Source organism: Saccharopolyspora montiporae, from assembly GCF_015209505.1.
Taxonomy (GTDB): Bacteria; Actinomycetota; Actinomycetes; order Mycobacteriales; family Pseudonocardiaceae; genus Saccharopolyspora; species Saccharopolyspora montiporae.
This window is the reverse complement of the sequence record NZ_JADEYC010000021.1, coordinates 1-16,713: the sequence shown is the minus strand read 5'-3', so window position 1 is coordinate 16,713 and position 16,713 is coordinate 1. Positions and strand designations below refer to the sequence as shown.

Sequence of the window (16,713 nt, the reverse complement as noted above, 5' to 3'; positions counted from 1 at the left end):
GATGTCTGGAGCCAACGACCCGTACGACCCCAAAGAGGTCGCCGCGCTGTCGGCGGAGACTCTGGAGACGGCTGCGGCCGATGCGCGCGCGGCGTTCGCGCAGGCCGGTGACCTCGACGAGCTGGCCGCCGTGAAGCCCGCGCACCTCGGGGAACGGTCCCCGCTGCTGACCGCGCGCCGCGAGATCGGCGCTCTGCCGCCGAAGGCGCGCAGCGATGCGGGCAAGCGGGTCAACGCGGCGCGCGAAGCCATCCAGGGCGCCTACGACGAGCGTCTGGCGGTGCTGCAGGCCGAGCGGGACGAGCGGGTGCTGCGCGACGAGACCGTCGACGTGACGCTGCCGTGGGATCGCGTGCAGCCGGGCGCCCGGCACCCGATCACCCAGCTCATCGAGAACATCGAGGACACCTTCGTCGGCATGGGCTGGGAGGTCGCCGAAGGGCCCGAGCTGGAAACCGACTGGTTCAACTTCGACGCGTTGAACTTCGGCAAGGACCATCCCGCGCGCACCATGCAGGACACGTTCTACGTGGCGCCGGAGGACTCCGGTCTCGTGCTGCGCACGCACACCTCGCCGGCGCAGGTCCGCGCCCTGCTGGAGCGTGATCTGCCGGTGTACGTGGTCTGCCCGGGCCGGACCTTTCGCACCGACGAGCTCGACGCCACGCACACCCCGGTGTTCCACCAGGTCGAAGGCCTGGCGGTGGACAAGGGTCTGACGATGGCGCATCTGAAGGGCACCGTCGACGCGTTCGCTCGGGCCATGTTCGGCGCGGACTCGGTCACCCGACTGCGGCCGTCGTTCTTCCCGTTCACCGAGCCGTCGGCCGAGATGGACGTGTGGTTCCCGGAGAAGAAGGGCGGCGCCGGCTGGGTCGAGTGGGGCGGCTGCGGCATGGTCAACCCCAACGTGCTGCGTGCCTGCGGTGTCGATCCCGAGGTGTACACGGGCTTCGCCTTCGGCATGGGCCTGGAGCGCACCCTGCAGTTCCGCAACGGACTGCCGGATATGCGGGACATGGTCGAGGGTGATGTGCGCTTCACCCAGCCGTTCGGCATCTGACCCGTACCTGACCACCTGCCACGTGAACGAGAGAAGGGCCTGACGAAGTGCGGATTCCGGTTTCCTGGTTGGCCGAGCACCTTGAGCTGCCCGAGGAGACGACCGCGGAGACGCTGGCCGACGCGTTCGTCCGGATCGGGTTGGAGGTCGAGGAGGTCACCCACCTGCCCCAGGTGCGTGGTCCGCTCGTCGCCGGCCGCGTCGCCGCGATCGAGGAGCTCACCGGGCACAAGAAGCCGATCCGGTACTGCCAGGTCGAGGTCGGCGAGGACGAGTCCGGGCAGCAGCACCTGCAGAACATCGTCTGTGGTGCCACGAACTTCCGGGAAGGTGACCTCGTCGTGGTCGCGCTGCCCGGTGCGGTGCTGCCCGGTGAGTTCGAGATCAGCTCGCGCAAGACCTACGGCAAGATCAGCGAGGGCATGATCTGCTCGACCGCCGAGCTCGGCATCGGTGAGGACCAGGAGGGGATCCTGGTGCTGCCCGCCGGCTCGGTCGACCCCGGTGAGGGGGTGGCGGAGCTCGTCGGTCTGGACGACGCGGTCATCGAGTTGGCCATCACCCCGGACCGCGGGTACTGCTTCTCGGTGCGCGGATTGGCCCGGGAACTGTCCAACACGCTGGACGTGCCGTTCGGTGACCCGGGAACGCGCCAGGTCCCGGCCGACGACCGCACCGCCCGCCCGGTCGAGCTGCGTGACCCCACGGCCTGCTCCCGGTTCGTGTTCCGCAGGGTGACCGGTGTCGATCCGACCGCGCCGACGCCCTGGTGGATGCGCCGCAGGTTGTTGCTGGCCGGCATCCGCTCCATCTCGTTGTCGGTGGACATCACCAACTACGTGATGCTGGAACTCGGTCAACCGCTGCACGCCTGGGACGCGGCGAAGCTGTCCGGTGACGTCGTCGTCCGCCGTGCGGCTGCGGGCGAGAAGCTGACCACGTTGGACGGGGTGGACCGGGAACTCGATCCCGACGACGTGGTGATCTGCGACGACACCGGGCCGGTCTCGCTCGCGGGCGTGATGGGCGGCGCGACCACCGAAATCGGCGAGGACACGCACGACGTCCTGCTGGAGGCGGCGAACTGGGATCCGGCCAGCATCGCGCGGGCGATCCGGCGGCACAAGCTCCCCAGTGAGGCGGGCAAGCGCTTCGAACGCGGTGTGGATCCGGCGATCGCGCCGGTGGCGACCGAGCTGGCCGCTCAGCTGCTGGTGCGCTACGGGGAGGGCACGATCGCCCCCGGCCGCACGGATGTGGGCGAACCGGCGGCTCCGTCCCCGGTGACGATGCCGTTGGCCCTTCCGGACCGCATCGCCGGGGTGTCCTATGAGCGCGGGGTCACCGCGCGTCGGCTCGGCCAGATCGGTTGCCGGGTCGAGGTGAGCACGTCCGACGAGGGCGTGGGGTTGGTGACGGCGGCGCCGCCGAGCTGGCGTCCCGATCTGGTGCAGCCCGCGGATCTGGTCGAGGAAGTGCTGCGCCTGGAGGGCTACCACACGATTCCGTCCGTGCTGCCCGCCGCGCCTCCCGGTCGGGGACGCACGCCGCGCCAGCAGCGTCGGCATGCGGTGTCGCGGGCGCTGGCCTCGGCCGGGTATGCCGAGGTGCTCCCGTTCCCGTTCACCGGGCGGGCCGTGTTCGACGCGTTCGGGCTGGATGAGGACGATCCGCGACGCCGGGCGATGTCGCTGCTCAACGCGCTGGAGAACGACCGGCCGCTGGTGAGCACGACGTTGCTGACCGGCCTGGTCGAGGCCTTGCAGAGCAACGTGGCCCGGGGGCAGCGGGATCTCGCGCTGTTCCACATCGGGCAGGTCGTGCAGCCGCCGGAGAACCTGCCCGAGGTGCCTGCGGTGGGGGTGTCCGATCGGCCCACCGTGCAGGAGCTGCAGGCGTTGGCCGATGCGCTGCCCGCTCAGCCGGTGCACGCCGCGGTCGTGCTCTCCGGCAAGCGCGAGCAACCCGGTTGGTGGGGCCAGGGCCGCGACGCCGGGTGGGCGGATGCGGTGCAGGCCGCGCGCGCGGTTGCTTCGGCAGCCGGGGTGGAACTCGGCGTGCGCGCGGGGGAGCAGGCCCCGTGGCACCCGGGCCGGTGCGCGGAGCTCGTGGTCGGCGGCTCGGTCGTCGGGCACGCGGGCGAGCTGCACCCGAAGGTCGTGGAGGCGCTGGGGCTGCCCAAGCGCACCTGTGCGATGGAGCTCGATCTGGATGCGCTGCCGATCACCGATCCGCGTCCGGCTCCGCAGGTGTCGTCCTACCCGCCGGTGCTGATGGACGTGGCGCTGGTCGTCGATCGCGATGCGGCGGCTGCCGACGTGGTCGCCGCGGTGCGCGCGGGCGGCGGTGAGCTGCTGGAGGACGTCCGGTTGTTCGACGTCTACGCCGGTGAGCAGCTGGGCGAGGGCAAGAAGTCGCTGGCCCTGGCGCTGCGCTTCCGTGCGCCGGACCGGACGTTGAAGCAGGAGGAGGCCACTGCGGCCCGCGATGCCGCGGTGCAGCTGGCCGCCGATCGGCTGGGCGCGACGCTGCGCGGCTGACGGAACCCACCCCGGGCCCGGGCATTCCCGCGCGGAGTGCCCGGGCCCGCGTCGTTCCGGGCGGGGTGGAGGTCGGCGGGACGGGTGGGGTTGACGGCACGAGCGTGAGTCCCTACTTTGCATCCGACTATGACTACGTAGTCATAGGTGTCCGGAACCGCGTGAACGTGTCGGGGGAAGGGAAGATCGCGGCGCCCGGCACCGGGAATCGCACACCGCAGCGGGTCGACCGCCCGATGCCCGGAGCGCATCGCGGACCGGGGGACGAACGGTCGATTCCTGTACTGAGGAAGGCGCATCGATGCGGAGCAATTCAGCACTGCGGGTCGGCCTGATCGGAGCCGGGCGAATGGGCGGTCAGCACGCCGGTTTCCTCGCCCGGGACCAGGGCGTGGAACTGGTGGCGGTGGCCGATCCGGTCGACGACCGGATCGCCGCCGAGCACGGAGCACGGCAGTTCACCGACCACCGGGACCTGCTGGCCTCACCGGGGCTGGATGCTGTGCTGGTCGCCAGCCCGAACCACCTGCACGTGCCCATGGCGCTGGACTGCATCGCCGCGGGGGTTCCGGTGCTGCTGGAAAAGCCAGTGGCCACCTCGCACGCGGCGGCGGCCGAGCTCGTCGCGGCGGAAGCCGCTGCCGATGTCCCGGTGCTCGTCGGACACCACCGCAGGCACCACCCGGCCGTCACCGCGGCGCGCGAGATCATTCGTTCCGGCGGGATCGGCGATCTGGTCGCGGTGAACGGAACGTGGTTGACCAGGAAGGACGACGCCTACTTCGAGCAGTCCTGGCGCCGGGAGCCCGGTGCGGGAGTGCTGCTGATCAACCTGGTGCACGATCTGGACCTGCTGCGGTACCTGTGCGGCGAGATCACCGGCGTTCAGGCGTGCACCAGTAACGCGGTCCGTGGGTACGACGTGGAGGAGACGGCTGCGGTGATCGTCCGGTTCGCGGGCTCGGCGGTCGGTTCGTTCCTGATCTCCGATGCCGTCGTGGCGCCCTGGGGGTGGGATCAGGCCACCGAGGACGACCCGACCTTCCCGTACCGGCCGGACGGCTCCTGCTACTCGATCGCGGGCACCCGCGGATCGCTGTCCTTCCCGCAGTTGGCGCACTACTACCACGAGGGGCGCTCGGATTGGACGCAACCGCTGAGCGTCCGGTTCGAGCCCAAGGCCGCTGGTGACTCCTACAGCAACCAGCTCGCCCACTTCGCGCGGGTCGTGCGCGGGGAGGAGGAGCCTGCGGTGTCGGTCGCCGATGCGGCGCGCACCCTGGCGGTCGTCGAAGCCGTCTCCCGCGCGGCCGGTTCCGGGGTGGTTGAGCCGATCGGCGCGCAGTAGCGGTCAGGTGCCCGGGTACGCGGCGAACTCGGAGCGGGTGATGCTCATCAACACCAGGTGCTGCACCCGCTCCGGGTGCTCCTCGGGGTCGCGAGCGCGGATCTCCTCGCGGAATCCGAGTTTCTCGTGCAGTGCCAGGGATGCGTGGTTGCAGGCGTAGATGCCCACTTCGCACTTGCGGTACCTGCGAGTGCTGAACATGTGCCCGAGCAGGACGCGGATCGCGTCGAGCGCGTATCCGTGCCGCTGATGCTCGGGGCCGATGCCGACGCCGTAGCTGAAACGTCCGGAGGACGGTTCGGTCTGCGTGGTGCACATCGAGCCGACGAGGGCGCCGTCGGTGAGTCGCTCGATGGCGAAGTGCAGGTCATCACCGGTGCCCTCCGGATCGGCGCGACCTTCCGGATCGGCGCGGTGGGCGGCCCAGTGCCGGTAGCCGTCCACCCGCAGGAAGCGGCGTCGTGCGGATTCCCGGTCGAAGCGCACGAGGGTGCGTCGGTCGCCGGGCACGACGCGGCGCAGTCCCACCTCGCTGCCCGCCCAGCCGCCTCGTCCGACCGGCGCCGGGGCGCGGTGGGCCGCCGCGTGCGGGCGGGGCGGGACCATCGTCATCATCATGATGATGCCCGCTGATCCCCGGTGGTCCACAAGGGGGTCCGATGATCATCGGGGCGGCGAGCGGCGGGCGCGGTGGCCGGGAACACCCCTCGTTGATTGATATTGCATCGAGGTGCATAATTATCCGCATGACGATTCGTGCGGCCGTCGCCGGAGCCAGCGGGTACGCGGGCGGAGAACTGCTGCGCCTGCTGGTCGGCCACCCCGAGGTGGAGATCGGTGCGCTGACCGCGGGCGGCAACGCCGGAACCTTGCTCGGCGACCACCACCCGAACCTGCAGCCACTGGCCGACCGCGTGCTGACCGAGACGACCGCGGACGAGCTGCGCGGCCACGACGTCGTGTTCCTCGCGCTGCCGCACGGGCATTCCGCAGCCATCGCAGCCGAGCTCGGCGAGGCCGTGGTCATCGACTGCGGGGCCGATCACCGGCTCAACGACCCGACCGACTGGGCTCGCTGGTACGGCGGGGAGCATCCCGGCACCTGGCCCTACGGTATCCCCGAGCTCCCGGGCGGCCGCGAGCGGCTGAGCAGCGCCATGCGGATCGCCGTGCCGGGCTGCTTCCCCACGGTGTCGTCGCTGGCGCTGGTCCCGGCCTTGGGTGCGGGGCTGGTGGAACCGGACGCCGTCGTCGTCGCGGTCACCGGTACCTCCGGCGCGGGCCGCTCGCTCAAGCCCCACCTGCTCTCCGCCGAGGTCATGGGCTCCGCCAGCGCCTACGGCGTCGGAGGAGCGCACCGGCACACGCCGGAGCTCGTGCAGAACCTCAGCGCCGCGGCGGGCGCCCCGGTGAAGGTCTCGTTCACCCCGGTCCTGGCCCCGATGCCGCGCGGCATCCTCGCGACCTGCTCGGCACCGCTGCGGGACGGGGTCGACGAAGCCGCCCTCCGCGCGGTCTACGCGCAGGCGTACGCGGACGAGTCGTTCGTGCGGATGCTCCCGGAAGGGCAGTGGCCGCAGACGTCCGCCACCCTCGGCGCCAACACGGTTCACCTGCAGCTGGCCGTCGATGCCGACGCCGCGCGGTTGGTCGTGATCGGCGCGGAGGACAACCTCACCAAGGGCACTGCCGGAGGTGCGGTGCAGTGCATGAACCTGGCCACCGGTCTGCCCGAGGCCACCGGCCTGCCCACCGCGGGGGTCGCGCCCTGATGCCCTCGACGCTGAAGGTCGACATGCACGCCGAGCAGCTCGCCGTCGGCATGGTCCCGCCGCACGCCAACCTCGCGCTGACCGGTGGCACGGCCGCCATTCACGGCACGCTCACCACCCGAGCGGGCCGCACGATCGTGTTCCCGCATCACCTGGCTCCCGAAGCGGGTCCGGACGTGCGGGTGCAGGGACCGTTCCGAGCGCTGGAAGTGCAAGGCCCGCTGGACTTCTCGCTCACCGGTGTGCTGGCGAGCCTGCTCGTGCCGCTGGCCGACGCCGGGGTCAGCGTGTTCACCCTGTCCACCTTCGACACCGACTGGATCCTCGTCCCGGCCGAGTCGGCGGATGCTGCCGTCGACTCGCTCACCGCCGCCGGGCACACCGTCAGCGAGACACAGGAGTGCCAATGAGTGTGACCGGACCCGCGGGGTTCCGGGCAGCCGGAATCGCGGCCGGGATCAAATCCGGCGGTGCGCGCGACCTCGCCCTCGTGGTCAACGACGGGCCCGAGCAAGCGGCCGCCGGGGTGTTCACGACGAACAAGGTCAAGGCGGCGCCGGTGCTGTGGTCGCAACAAGTGCTGCAGGAGCGCAGCCTGCGCGCGGTGGTGCTGAACTCCGGGTGCGCCAACGCGTGCACCGGGCCGGAGGGCTTCCAGGACACCCACGCCACGGCCGAGCGGGCCGCCGAGCTGCTCGACACCGGGGCGATCGGCGTCGCGGTGTGCTCGACCGGGCTCATCGGGGAGCGGATCCCGATGCAGGCCCTGCTGCCCGGTCTGGACGTGGCCGTGCAGCAGCTGGAGGGTACCGAGCAGTCCGGTCTGGATGCCGCCACCGCGGTGCTGACCACCGACACCCGGGCCAAGCAGAGCCTGCGCGAGCACGGCAGCGGCTTCTCGATCGGCGGTTTCGCCAAGGGGGCCGGCATGCTCGCGCCCAACATGGCCACGATGCTCAGCGTGCTCACCACCGATGCGCTCGTCGACGGTGACCAGCTCGACGCGGCGCTGCGGGCCGCGTCCCGGACCACCTTCGACCGGCTGGACGTCGACGGCGGGACCTCCACCAACGACACGGTGCTGCTGCTGGCGTCCGGCGCGTCCGGCGTGCGGCCCGATCCGGCCGAGTTCACCGCCGAGCTCACCGCCGCCTGCCACGACCTGGTCCGCGCGCTGCAGGACGACTCGGAAGGCGCGACCAAGACCATCGACATCACGGTGCGTGGTGCGGTCCGCGAGGACGACGCGGTGGCCATCGCCCGCACCATCGCGGAGGACAACCTCGTCAAGACGGCGATGTTCGGCTCGGATCCGAACTGGGGGCGGATCGCGATGGCGCTGGGCCGGGTCGATGCCGAGATCGACGTGCAGCAGCTGGAGATCGCCACCAACGGGGTCACCCTGTTCGCCGGGGGCACCCAGTCCCGTGATCGCAGCGAAGCCGACCTGTCCGACAGGCACATCGACATCGTCGTCGATCTGCACCTCGGTGATGTGGAGGCGACGGTGCTCAGCACCGACCTCTCGCACGCCTATGTCGAAGAGAACAGCGCGTACTCGTCATGAGCACCGGCGACGTGCGGTTGGAGACCGCTGCGCAGAAGGCCAGTGTGCTGGTGGAAGCCCTGCCGTGGCTGCAGCGCTTCCACGGGGCGACCGTCGTGGTCAAGTACGGCGGCAACGCCATGGTCGACGACGAGCTCAAAACCGCGTTCGCGCACGACATGGTCTTCCTGCGGCTCGCCGGGCTGCACCCGGTCGTGGTGCACGGCGGTGGTCCGCAGATCACGAGCATGCTCGACCGGCTCGGCATCGAGGGCGAGTTCCGCGGGGGGCTGCGCGTGACGTCGCCGGAGACCATGGACGTGGTGCGGATGGTGCTCGTCGGTCAGGTGGGCCGCGAGCTGGTCGGGCTGATCAACCAGCACGGACCGTTCGCCGTCGGCATGTCCGGTGAGGACGCCCGGTTGTTCACCGCGGAGCGGCGATCGGCCACAGTGGACGGATCCGAGGTCGACGTGGGGCTGGTCGGCGACGTCGTGTCCGTCAACGGTGCCGCCGTGCAGGACCTGATCAACGCGGGTCGCATCCCGGTGGTGTCCACGGTCGCCCCGGACGTGGACGGCGTGGTGCACAACGTCAACGCGGACACCGCGGCCGGTGCGCTCGCAGTGGCGCTGGGTGCCGAGAAGCTGGTGGTCCTCACCGATGTCGAGGGCCTGTACACCGATTGGCCGGACCGGTCCTCCCTGGTGTCCAGTGTGGACGCCGACGAGCTCGAACGGCTCCTGCCGGGCTTGGCATCCGGCATGGTGCCGAAGATGGAGGCGTGCTTGCGCGCGGTACGTGGGGGTGTGCCGCGCGCGCACGTGATCGACGGCCGACTGGCGCACTCGGTGCTGCTCGAAGTGTTCACCAGTGCCGGGGTCGGAACGATGGTGCTGCCCGCACCTGCAGAGGAGGAACGCTCATGACTAGCAACGCTGCGGGCGCCCAGCGGTGGCAGGCGTCCATGATGGACAACTACGGCACGCCCAAGCTGACCTTCACCGAAGGATCCGGTTGCACGTTGACCGACGTCGAGGGCAACCGCTATCTGGACTTCGTCAGCGGGATCGCGGTCAACGCGCTCGGCCACGCGCACCCGGCGGTCGTCTCCGCGGTCACCGAGCAGATCAGCACGCTCGGCCACGTGTCCAACCTGTACGGGCACGGGCCCGGCCTGACCCTCGCCGAGCGGCTGCTGAACCTGGTCGGCGAGCCCGGGCGCGTGCTGTTCTGCAACTCGGGGGCCGAGGCCAACGAGACCGCGTTCAAGATCGCGCGGCTGACCGGCAAGTCCAAGGTGGTCGCCACCGACGGCGGCTTCCACGGCCGCACCATGGGTGCGCTGGCGCTGACCGGGCAGCCCAGCAAGCAGCAGCCCTTCGAACCGCTACCCGCCGGGGTCGTGCACGTCCCGTACGGTGACACCGCGGCGCTGGAGTCCGCGGTGGACGACAACACCGCTGCGGTGTTCCTGGAGCCGGTCCAGGGCGAGAACGGGGTCGTGCCCCCGCCCGAGGGGTACTTGCGCGCGGCGCGCGAGATCGCCACCCGCAACGGCGCCCTGCTCGTCGTCGACGAGGTGCAGACCGGGATCGGCCGGACCGGGAACTGGTTCGCCTTCCAGGAAGCCGGCATCACTCCGGACGTGATCACCCTGGCCAAGGGCCTGGGCGGAGGTCTGCCGATCGGTGCGTGCATCGGCCTGGGCGAGGCGGGCGAGCTGTTGCACCCCGGTCAGCACGGCACGACGTTCGGCGGCAATCCGGTGGCCTGTGCCGCGGCACTGGCCGTGCTGGACACCATCGCGGACGAGGACCTGCTCACCCACGTGCAGCAGGTCGGCGCCGCCCTGGTCGGCGGCGTGCGCGACCTGGAACACCCGCTGGTGGCCGAGGTTCGCGGCGCCGGCCTGCTCGTCGGCGTCGGACTGGCGCGACCGGTGGCGCCCGCGCTGGCTGCCGCTGCCCAGCAGGCCGGCTACCTGATCAACCCGATCAAGCCCGACGCCGTGCGCCTGGCCCCGCCGCTGATCGTGCGGCCCGAGCAAGTCGCGCAGCTGCTGGCCGACCTGCCCGCTCTGCTGGACGGCGTTCCCGCCCCCGAAACCACCGAGGTGAGCTCCTGATGCGGCACTTCCTCCGCGACGACGACCTGAGCCCCGACGAGCAGGCGGAGATCCTCGACCTGGCCGACGAGTTCAAGGCCGATCCGAGCGGTTCGTCCGTGCTCGGCGGGCCCAAGGCCGTGGCGGTCGTGTTCGAGAAGAACTCCACCCGCACCCGGTTGTCATTCGAGGTCGGCATCGCGCAGTTGGGCGGCCACCCGGTGGTCGTCGACGGGCGCATGATGCAGCTGGGCCGCGAGGAGACCATCGAGGACACCTCACGGGTGATGTCGCGCTACGTCGACGCCGTCGTCTGGCGGACCTTCGCCCAGGCCCGGATGGACGCGATGGCCTCGGCCGCCTCGGTGCCGGTGATCAACGCACTCACCGACGAGTTCCACCCTTGCCAGGTGCTCGCCGATCTGCAGACGATCCGCGAGCGGCACGGGCGGTTGACCGGGCTGACCCTGACCTACCTCGGTGACGGTGCCAACAACATGGCGCACTCGCTGCTGGTCGGGGGAGCGACCGCCGGGATGCACGTGCGGATCGGTTCGCCCGAAGGTTTCCTTCCCGTCGACTGGGTGCTGCAGGCTGCCCGCGCCCGCGCCGCGGAGACCGGCGGTTCGATCGAGCTGCTCCACGACCCGGGCGGTGCCGTCGACGGTGCGGACGTGCTGGTCACCGATTCCTGGACCTCGATGGGCCAGGAGAACGACGGCAAGGACCGGATCAGCCCGTTCCGACCGTTCCAGGTCAACGACGAGCTGCTGGCCGCCACCGGGAAACCGGGCACCAGCGTGCTGCACTGCCTGCCCGCGCACCGCGGCCAGGAGATCACCGATTCGGTTCTGGACGGTGCCTCCAGCGCGGTCTTCGACGAGGCGGAGAACCGCCTGCACGCGCAGAAGGCCCTGCTAGCGTGGCTGGTGCAGCGACGGTGACCACCAGGGTCGCGCGCCAGGCACGCATCACCGAGCTGGTGTCCGCCGAGGAGATCCGCAGCCAGACCGAGCTGGCCAAGCTGTTGGCCGACGACGGCATCGAAGTCACCCAGGCGACGTTGTCCCGGGACCTCGACGAGCTCGGGGCGGTCAAGCTGCGGGCCGCCGACGGCGGTGCGGCGGTCTACGTCATCCCGGAGGACGGCAGCCCGGTGCGCGGTGTGCAGGGCGGCACATCGCGGTTGAGCAGGTTGCTCGGCGAGCTGCTCGCGGGCACGGACGGGGCGGGCAACCTGACCGTGCTGCGCACCCCGCCCGGGGCGGCGCAGTTCCTGGCCAGCGCGATCGACCGGGCCGTGCTGCCGGAGGTGGTCGGCTCGATCGCCGGTGACGACACGGTCATGGTCGTAGCGCGCGAACCGCTCACCGGCCACGAGCTGGCCGATCGGTTCGCCGAGATGGCGGCCGGCGCCCGGCAGGCCGCCGCGGAGGAGCGCTCCCCGGCGGGGCGGCCCGACAACGCGGCGCGGCCTGAAAGCGCAGAGCACAATCAGCAACAGACATCGAAGGAGCAAGGCAATGAGTGACCGGGTGGTGCTGGCCTACTCGGGTGGCCTGGACACGTCCGTGGCCATCGGATGGATCGCTGAAGAGACCAACGCCGAGGTCGTGGCCGTGGCGGTCGACGTCGGCCAAGGCGGCGAGGACCTGGAGACCGTCCGCAAGCGGGCACTGGACTGCGGTGCCGTCGAGGCGGTGGTCGCCGACGCGCGCGATGAGTTCGCGGATCAATACTGCCTGCCCGCGCTGCAGGCCAACGCGCTGTACATGGACCGCTACCCGCTGGTCTCGGCCGTTTCGCGCCCGCTGATCGTCAAGCACCTCACCGATGCCGCCAAGAAGTTCGGCGCGAGCACCGTGTCGCACGGCTGCACCGGCAAGGGCAACGACCAGGTGCGCTTCGAGGTCGGCATCGGTGCGCTGGCGCCGGAGCTCAAGGTCATCGCCCCGGTCCGCGACTTCGCGTGGACGCGGGAGAAGGCGATCGCCTGGGCCGAGGACCGGGACTTGCCGATCGACGTGAACAAGAAGTCGCCGTACTCGATCGACCAGAACGTCTTCGGCCGGGCCGTGGAGACCGGTTTCCTGGAGGACATCTGGAACGCGCCGATCGAGGACGTCTACTCCTACACCGACGACCCCGCCGTGCCGCGGGACGCCGACGAGGTCGTGATCACCTTCGACCGCGGTGTTCCGGTGGCCATCGACGGCGAGACCGTCACCGTCCTGCAGGCCATCCAGCAGCTCAACCGCCGCGCCGGTGCGCAGGGCGTCGGCCGGCTGGACATGGTCGAGGACCGGTTGGTCGGCATCAAGAGCCGGGAGATCTACGAGGCTCCCGGTGCGCTGGCGCTGATCACCGCCCACCAGGAGCTCGAAGACGTCACCCTGGAGCGCGACCTCGCGCGGTTCAAGCGGACCGTCGCGCAGCGGTGGGGCGAGCTGGTCTACGACGGCCTGTGGTTCTCCCCGCTGAAGGACTCGCTGGACGCGTTCATCGCCGACTCCCAGCAGCACGTCTCCGGTGAGATCCGGATGAAGCTGCACGCGGGCCGCGCCGTGGTCAACGGCCGGCGCAGCGAGGAATCGCTGTACGACTTCAACCTGGCCACCTACGACGAGGGCGACAGCTTCGACCAGTCGCTGGCCAAGGGCTTCGTGCAGCTGTGGGGACTGCCCAGCAAGATCGCCGCCAAGCGCGACCAGCGCGGCTGATCTGCGGCGCCGGCACCGGCCGGGTCCCGGTGTCGGCGCCGCACCGTTTCCGGCCGACCAGGATGGTCGGCCGCCCGATTCCGACGTCCTGACGAGGGAACAACCGTGACGCAGCAAGGCAGCGAGCCCACCAAGCTCTGGGGCGGCCGCTTCGCATCCGGACCGGCCGAGGCGATGGCGCGGCTGAGCCTGTCCACCCAGTTCGATTGGCGGCTCGCGCCGCACGACATCGCCGGTTCCCGCGCGCACGCGAGGGTGCTGCACCACGCGGGGCTGCTCACCACCGATGAGCTGGATCGGATGCTGTCCGGGCTCGACGAGCTTGCCGCGGATGTTGAATCGGGCGAGTTCCAGCCGGTCCTGGACGACGAAGACGTGCACACCGCGCTGGAACGCGGCCTGCTGGAGCGGGTCGGACCGGAGCTCGGCGGCAAGCTGCGCGCCGGGCGCTCGCGCAACGACCAGGTCGCCACCCTGTTCCGCATGTGGCTGCGCGATGCGGCGCGCCGGGTGGCCTCGGGCGTGCTGGACGTGGTGCAGGCCCTGGTCGACCAGGCCGCGGCGCATCCGGATGCGGTGCTTCCCGGGCGCACCCACTTGCAGCACGCGCAACCGGTGCTGCTGGCGCACCACCTGCTGGCGCACTGCCAGGCCCTGCTGCGCGACGTCTCGCGGATCCGGGACTGGGACGCGCGCACCGCGTACTCGCCCTACGGATCCGGTGCACTGGCCGGATCCTCGCTGGGGCTGGACCCGCAGGCGGTGGCCACCGAGCTCGGGTTCGACGGGGCCGTGGACAACTCGATGGACGGCACGTCCGCGCGCGACTTCGCCGCCGAGGCCGGGTTCGTGCTGGCGATGCTCGGGGTGAACCTCTCCCGGGTGGCCGAAGAGGTCATCATCTGGAACACCGCCGAATTCGGGTACGTGACCCTCGATGACGCGTGGGCCACCGGCAGCTCGATCATGCCGCAGAAGAAGAACCCGGACGTGAGCGAACTGGCTCGCGGCAAATCGGGACGGATGATCGGGAATCTGACCGGCCTGCTCAGCACGCTCAAGGCGCAACCGCTGGCCTACAACCGGGACCTGCAGGAGGACAAGGAACCGGTCTTCGACTCGGTGGAGCACCTGGATCTGCTACTGCCCGCGATGGCCGGGATGCTGGGCACGCTGACGTTCCACACCGAGCGGATGGCCGAGCTGGCTCCTGCCGGATTCACGTTGGCCACCGACATCGCCGAGTGGCTGGTGCGCCAGGGGGTGCCGTTCCGGGCCGCGCACGAGGCGTCCGGTGCGTGCGTGCGCACCGCCGAGGCCCGCGGTGTCGGACTTGACGAGCTCACCGATGAGGAGCTGGCGGCCGCCGATCCGGCGTTGACCCCGCAGGTCCGCGAGGTGCTCACCGTGGCCGGATCGATCGCGTCCCGGAACGGGCACGGCGGTACGGCACCGGACCGCGTCGCCGAGCAGCGCGAGCGGGTTGCGGCAGCGGTGCGCGACCATCGCGCGTGGCTGTCGGCCTGATCACGGCGGGTGGTGGGCAGGTAGTCTCGCCGGCGTGACTCAGGTGCAGCGCGATGAACTCGCCCACGATCCGCTGTGGGTGGCCCGATGGCTCCTCGGCTGCGAGCTGCGGTCTACCGGTCCGGAAGGCGATGTCGCGGTGCGGTTGGTCGAGGTGGAGGCTTACCGGGGCGGTGACGATCCGGCGTCGCACTGCTATCGCGGTCGCACCGAACGCAACGCGGTGATGTTCGGGCCGGCCGGGCATCTCTACGTCTACTTCGTCTACGGCATGCACTTCTGCATCAATGTGGTGTGCATGACCGACGGCGTGCCAGGAGCAGTGCTGCTGCGAGCGGGCGAGCTCGTGGAGGGGGTCGAGCTCGCCCGCGCCCGCAGGCCTGCGGTGCGCAAGGACGTGCAGCTGGCCAGCGGCCCGGCGCGACTGGCCGGGGTGCTCGGGATCGACCGCGCGTACAACGGCCTGGATCTCACCGATCCCGATGCCCCGGTCGGGCTGTACCAGGGCGACCCGGTGGACGAGGACGACGTGCGCAGCGGACCGCGCGTCGGGGTGGCCGCGGCCATGGACATGCCGTGGCGCAGCTGGGTCGATGGTTCGCCGGCGGTGTCGAGCTACCGGCGCGGTGGACGCCGCCGCATCCGGACCCGGGCATGAGCGCACCGGTGCCGGTGCGAAACTGGACCGGTGAGCGAGCACATCCTTGACGAGCTGACCTGGCGCGGGCTGATCGCGCAGACCACCGACGACGATGCGCTGCGTGCTGCGCTCGACGAAGCCCCGCTCACCCTGTATGCCGGTTTCGACCCGACCGGACCGAGCCTGCACGCCGGGCACCTGGTGCCGATCCTGACGCTGCGCCGCTTCCAGCAGTTCGGGCACCGTCCGATCGTCATGGCCGGTGGGGCCACGGGGCTGATTGGCGATCCTCGGGATGTCGGCGAGCGCAACCTGCACGACGAGACAACGGTCTTGGAATGGACCGGCAGCATCCGCGATCAGCTCGCGGCGTTCGTGGACTTCGACGACTCGCCGACGGGCGCAATCATGGAGAACAACGCGCACTGGACGGCCGACCTGTCGGTCACGGCGTTTCTGCGCGATGTTGGCAAGCACTTCTCGGTGAACACGATGCTGGCCCGGGACACGGTCAAGCGCCGGCTGGAGTCCGACGGCATGTCCTACACCGAGTTCAGCTACATGCTGTTGCAGGCCAACGATTACGTGCAGTTGCACCGCAGGCACGGGACGAGCCTGCAGATCGGCGGCTCGGACCAGTGGGGCAACATCGTGGCCGGGGTCGATCTGGTGCGCAAGCAGGAGGGCGTACCAGCGCACGCCCTGACCTTGCCGCTGGTCACCGATGCCGAGGGGCGCAAGTTCGGCAAGTCCACCGGGGGCGGCAACCTGTGGCTGGACCCGGACATGACCTCGCCGTACGCCTGGTACCAGTACTTCGTGAACACCGCCGACGCGGACGTGGGCAAGTACCTCCGGCTGTTCACCTTCCTGCCCGCCGAGGAGATCGACGAGCTCGAACGGACCACCGCGGAACGCCCGCAACTGCGGGCCGGGCAGCGCAAGTTGGCGGAGGAGCTAACGACGCTGGTGCACGGAGTCGAGCAGACCCGCAAGGTGGTCGCGGCTAGTCAGGCGCTCTTCGGTCGCGGGGAGCTCACCGAACTCGACGGACCCACGTTGGCCGCGGCGATGCGCGAGGTGCCCACGGGACGCGTCCGGCTCGCCGACTCGCCGACGATCATCGATCTGCTGGTGGAGAGCGGCCTGGCCACGGGTCGCAGCGCGGCGCGGCGGACCGTCAACGAGGGCGGCGCCTACGTCAACAACGCCAAAATCCCTGGTGAGGACTGGACGCCGAGTGCGGACGACCTGCTGCACGGGCGCTGGTTGGTCCTCCGGCGTGGCAAGCGTCACACTGCGGGCGTCGAGGTCGTGAATTAGGCTGAAGCAAGCACCGAAACGGGGCGCTGACCAGCGCGTTCGCGCCCGTTCCGGTACTGTCCGGGGTCGGTTTGACTCCGACTGGGTGAGGCTGTAGATTATTTCTTGTCAGCGCGGAACGGACCGG

Annotated in this window: 15 protein-coding genes; 14 read left to right on the top strand and 1 reads right to left on the bottom strand. The window is 70.6% G+C overall.

Features of this window, described 5'->3' with window-relative positions; translation table 11 throughout:
- Position 1: 1 nt before the first annotated feature.
- From pheS to IQ251_RS13330, 3 genes are all read left to right on the top strand, one after another.
- Entirely contained in the window at positions 2-1,063 is a 1,062-nt protein-coding gene (gene pheS, locus IQ251_RS13340; RefSeq protein WP_193928880.1) for a phenylalanine--tRNA ligase subunit alpha, read from the top strand.
- A gap of 47 nt (positions 1,064-1,110) precedes the next feature.
- Positions 1,111-3,603, top strand: a complete 2,493-nt coding sequence (pheT, locus tag IQ251_RS13335) for a phenylalanine--tRNA ligase subunit beta (RefSeq protein ID WP_193928879.1) — start codon at positions 1,111-1,113, stop codon at positions 3,601-3,603.
- 301 nt (positions 3,604-3,904) lie between these two features.
- The gene (locus IQ251_RS13330) at positions 3,905-4,951 is read left to right on the top strand and encodes a Gfo/Idh/MocA family protein (RefSeq protein WP_193928878.1); all 1,047 of its coding nucleotides are present in this window, start codon (positions 3,905-3,907) and stop codon (positions 4,949-4,951) included.
- Positions 4,952-4,954: 3 nt separating this feature from the next.
- Here IQ251_RS13330 and IQ251_RS13325 read toward each other — a convergent pair whose 3' ends face one another.
- Complete coding sequence (locus IQ251_RS13325) at positions 4,955-5,557, bottom strand: GNAT family N-acetyltransferase (protein WP_193928877.1); 603 nt, start codon at positions 5,555-5,557, stop codon at positions 4,955-4,957.
- A gap of 140 nt (positions 5,558-5,697) precedes the next feature.
- Between IQ251_RS13325 and argC the strand changes: the two genes are divergently transcribed.
- From argC to tyrS, 11 genes are all read left to right on the top strand, one after another.
- On the top strand, positions 5,698-6,723 hold the full coding sequence (argC, locus tag IQ251_RS13320; RefSeq protein WP_193928876.1) for an N-acetyl-gamma-glutamyl-phosphate reductase: 1,026 nt from the start codon (positions 5,698-5,700) through the stop codon (positions 6,721-6,723).
- Positions 6,723-7,133, top strand: a complete 411-nt coding sequence (locus tag IQ251_RS13315; protein WP_228046791.1) for an ACT domain-containing protein — start codon at positions 6,723-6,725, stop codon at positions 7,131-7,133. Before argC ends, IQ251_RS13315 begins: the two co-directional genes overlap by 1 nt.
- Positions 7,130-8,290, top strand: a complete 1,161-nt coding sequence (argJ, locus tag IQ251_RS13310) for a bifunctional glutamate N-acetyltransferase/amino-acid acetyltransferase ArgJ (protein ID WP_193928875.1) — start codon at positions 7,130-7,132, stop codon at positions 8,288-8,290. The genes IQ251_RS13315 and argJ overlap by 4 nt, the downstream gene beginning before the upstream one ends.
- On the top strand, positions 8,287-9,198 hold the full coding sequence (gene argB, locus IQ251_RS13305; protein WP_193928874.1) for an acetylglutamate kinase: 912 nt from the start codon (positions 8,287-8,289) through the stop codon (positions 9,196-9,198). Before argJ ends, argB begins: the two co-directional genes overlap by 4 nt.
- Positions 9,195-10,397, top strand: a complete 1,203-nt coding sequence (locus IQ251_RS13300; RefSeq protein ID WP_193928873.1) for an acetylornithine transaminase — start codon at positions 9,195-9,197, stop codon at positions 10,395-10,397. Before argB ends, IQ251_RS13300 begins: the two co-directional genes overlap by 4 nt.
- Positions 10,394-11,320, top strand: a complete 927-nt coding sequence (argF, locus tag IQ251_RS13295; RefSeq protein ID WP_193929014.1) for an ornithine carbamoyltransferase — start codon at positions 10,394-10,396, stop codon at positions 11,318-11,320. Before IQ251_RS13300 ends, argF begins: the two co-directional genes overlap by 4 nt.
- A complete protein-coding gene (locus IQ251_RS13290; protein ID WP_370591380.1) occupies positions 11,317-11,907 on the top strand; it encodes an arginine repressor in 591 nt (196 codons plus the stop codon). Before argF ends, IQ251_RS13290 begins: the two co-directional genes overlap by 4 nt.
- Positions 11,900-13,096 (top strand): argininosuccinate synthase, encoded by a 1,197-nt coding sequence (locus IQ251_RS13285; RefSeq protein WP_193928871.1) that lies wholly within the window; start codon positions 11,900-11,902, stop codon positions 13,094-13,096. Before IQ251_RS13290 ends, IQ251_RS13285 begins: the two co-directional genes overlap by 8 nt.
- A gap of 105 nt (positions 13,097-13,201) precedes the next feature.
- Entirely contained in the window at positions 13,202-14,623 is a 1,422-nt protein-coding gene (gene argH / locus IQ251_RS13280; RefSeq protein WP_370591379.1) for an argininosuccinate lyase, read from the top strand.
- A gap of 34 nt (positions 14,624-14,657) precedes the next feature.
- The gene (locus IQ251_RS13275) at positions 14,658-15,281 is read left to right on the top strand and encodes a DNA-3-methyladenine glycosylase (RefSeq protein ID WP_193928870.1); all 624 of its coding nucleotides are present in this window, start codon (positions 14,658-14,660) and stop codon (positions 15,279-15,281) included.
- 30 nt (positions 15,282-15,311) lie between these two features.
- The gene (gene tyrS, locus IQ251_RS13270; protein ID WP_193928869.1) at positions 15,312-16,586 is read left to right on the top strand and encodes a tyrosine--tRNA ligase; all 1,275 of its coding nucleotides are present in this window, start codon (positions 15,312-15,314) and stop codon (positions 16,584-16,586) included.
- Positions 16,587-16,713 lie beyond the last annotated feature (127 nt).